Here is a 2,563-nt window from a genome sequence, read left to right on the forward strand (position 1 = left end):
TTCCCCTCACGGTGGACGGTTCCCTCCCCGAACTCGATTCTCAGCTCCGCGCGCCGCGCGTCGACCTCCCGGACAACCCCGCAGATGCCGCTGAACGGACCTGCCGGGAAATACACGACATCGCCCGGCCCGTAGTCGGTGAACCCCACGGCGCCACTGTAATTCACGTCAGCGGGCATCGCCTTTGTGTGATGGGACAAAGGGGGGAAGGATCGGTTCGTAGAGGTTGCGAGCGCGCCGCCGGTCGGCGTTGTCGAGATCGAGAAAGTAGGCGGACTGCCACTGCTGTGACTGCTGCGCTTGCTTGTTCCGGGTCGCGGACCACGGCGGGTACAGGCGGAACCCGCGTTTGCCGCCACGGCCGGCTACGGAAACGATGCCGTGTTCGACGAGGGCGTTCCGCGGGAAGACGAACTGCCCGACCCGCGATTCCTCGCGAACGGTGATCACCAGGAGGTCGACACCGTCCTCCACGGCGAACGGCTCGGTCGAGCCGTCCTCGGCGCGCTGCCACACGGATACGAACAGACCCGGCTTCGCCGGAGTCCGCTTGCCCACCCGAAATCTCACCGAGCCACGACCGACCTCGGCCACGGATGCTCCGTATTCCGCGTTCTGCGTCTCGGGAACCGTGGCCGACATGTCCAGTCCCAGCTGGGCGATGAGGGTTCGGGCCGCGAGAAGTTCATGGTGCGTCATCCGAGCCTTCGAAGTCGGGATCGAAGTTGTCGAGGAGTTCGTCGGCCCGGGAGAGGGCTTGGTCCAGTTCGTCGGTGACGGTGTCGAGCACAGACATGCCGTCGAGCATCCCGGACAGTTCGGAGTGCAGGGCGTGGAGTTCGGCGATGGCGGGGTCGACGGTGGTCCAGGCGACGGTGTCGGACCACCAGGTGTCGCGTTGGATCCAGGACCAGACGATGTCGCGGACCAGAAGGGCATCGGTGGTGAACAGCTGACGGTGTTCGGCGCCGGTGGTGTGCTCGAGTTCGTAGGTGCCGTCGTCGAGGTAGCGCGCCTGGATGGAGTCGGCCGGGGTGCGTGTGAGGAGGAGGAAGGGGTGTTCGGGGGCCGGATCGGTGGCGGCGGCGCCGGGTCGGGCGGGGTCGACGGGGTGTGGCTGCGCCGAGCCGTCACCGACGTGGACTACGACTTCGGGCTGGTCGTCGCGCTGGGCACCCATCGGGCCAGTGTGCCGGATCGGCGAACATCGCGAACAGCCGGACCGATGAATCGGTGACGCGTACAGCGTCTACATCGACAGCAGGTTTTCTGTCGACAGAGAGGCTCCACCAGTGCACGAAAACGAAGTCAGGGCCGAGACCGCACGGCAGCGTGCCGACACGGCGGAGTTCTTGGCGGGCTTGGACGAGGCCGCCTGGGACGCGCCGACACTGTGCGCCGGCTGGCGGGTGCGCGAGGTCGCCGCACACCTGAGCATGCCGTACCGGACCTCGCTACCGCGTTTCGTCCTCGGCATGATCACCGCGCGCGGCAACTTCGATCGCCTGGCCGACCGCGCGGCCCGCGAGGACGCCGCCCGGTTGAGCACCGCCGAGTTGGTCGCCGCCATCGGCGACAACACCGGGCACCCGTGGAAGCCACCGGGCGGCGGCTTCGCGGGCGCGCTGAGCCACGATGTGATCCACGGCCTCGACATCACCGTCGCGCTCGGCCACGCCGATCCGGTTCCTCTCGACCGCATGCGCATGGTGCTGGCAGCGCTGAACCCACGCACGGCCAAGTATTTCGGTGTCGACCTCGCGGGAATCGCCTTGCGCGCAGACGATCTCGACTTCAGCTACGGCGAAGGCGAGGTGCTGTCGGGACGTGCGCAGGATCTGCTGCTCGTGCTCTGCGGGCGAAAACTTCCCCCGGGCCGTCTCGATGGCGAGTCGGCGGCCAGATTCACCGGCCACTGACAATCGAGCTGCGCCACAGCACGACGGCGGGTAGCCTCGCACCGATGACGTGGACAGCTCCCGAGCTAGAGCCGACCAGAACTCTGGTCGGCGCGGACGAGCGGCCGATGTTGCAGTCCTGGTTGGACTTTCATCGCCAGACCCTGCTCGGCAAATGTGGTGGACTCGACGGTGAACAGCTCGCCGCGCGCTCGGTGGAGCCGTCCTCGCTGTCGCTGCTCGGCCTCGTCCGGCATCTCACCGAGGTGGAGCGAGGCTGGTTCCGGACCTCCGCCGCGGGCGAGGAGGTCGAACCGGTCTACAGCTGCGAGGCCGAGCCCGACGCTGATTTCGACGACCTCGCCTCGCTACCCGCCGAGGCGGTGTTCGCGGCCTTTCACGCCGAGGTCGCCGCCTGTGACGCCGCCGTCGCCGAACTCTCCCTCGATCACGTGTTCCACGTGCCGTGGCGCAGCGACGAGTACACGTTGCGCTGGGTGTATCTGCACATGATCGAGGAATACGCCCGCCACAACGGCCACGCCGACCTGCTGCGCGAGCGGATCGACGGCGTCACCGGCAGCTTCTGAGTCAGGCGGCGCCGGTCACGACGCCCGGGGTGAGCTGGTCGAGATCGTCGATGACGGTGTCGGCCAGGGCGAGGG

General features: G+C 67.8%; 4 protein-coding genes. 2 read left to right on the top strand and 2 right to left on the bottom strand.

The window, feature by feature from the left end:
- Positions 1–168 precede the first annotated feature (168 nt).
- Positions 169–699, bottom strand: coding sequence for a MepB family protein (locus ACFWF3_RS31750; RefSeq protein ID WP_379317469.1), 531 nt, complete (start codon positions 697–699; stop codon positions 169–171).
- Positions 686–1,180, bottom strand: coding sequence for a hypothetical protein (locus ACFWF3_RS31755; RefSeq protein WP_378989981.1), 495 nt, complete (start codon positions 1,178–1,180; stop codon positions 686–688). The genes ACFWF3_RS31750 and ACFWF3_RS31755 overlap by 14 nt, the downstream gene beginning before the upstream one ends.
- Before the next feature lie 112 nt (positions 1,181–1,292).
- Between ACFWF3_RS31755 and ACFWF3_RS31760 the strand changes: the two genes are divergently transcribed.
- Positions 1,293–1,919 carry a maleylpyruvate isomerase family mycothiol-dependent enzyme gene (locus ACFWF3_RS31760; protein WP_379317471.1) on the top strand — a complete coding sequence of 209 codons (627 nt, stop codon included), beginning with the start codon at positions 1,293–1,295 and terminating at the stop codon, positions 1,917–1,919.
- A 44-nt stretch (positions 1,920–1,963) separates the two neighbouring features.
- Entirely contained in the window at positions 1,964–2,488 is a 525-nt protein-coding gene (locus ACFWF3_RS31765) for a DinB family protein (RefSeq protein ID WP_378989977.1), read from the top strand.
- The last annotated feature ends 75 nt before the right edge of the window (positions 2,489–2,563 follow it).

It is taken from the genome of Nocardia sp. NPDC060220 (genome assembly GCF_042727815.1).
Taxonomy (GTDB): domain Bacteria; phylum Actinomycetota; class Actinomycetes; order Mycobacteriales; family Mycobacteriaceae; genus Nocardia.

Bases quoted from the DNA above. Each gene is read 5' to 3' on its own strand.
- ACFWF3_RS31750 (WP_379317469.1), bottom strand. From the start codon at position 699: ATGACGCACCATGAACTTCTCGCGGCCCGAACCCTCATCGCCCAGCTG.
- ACFWF3_RS31755 (WP_378989981.1), bottom strand. From the start codon at position 1,180: ATGGGTGCCCAGCGCGACGACCAGCCCGAAGTCGTAGTCCACGTCGGT.
- ACFWF3_RS31765 (WP_378989977.1), top strand. From the start codon at position 1,964: ATGACGTGGACAGCTCCCGAGCTAGAGCCGACCAGAACTCTGGTCGGC.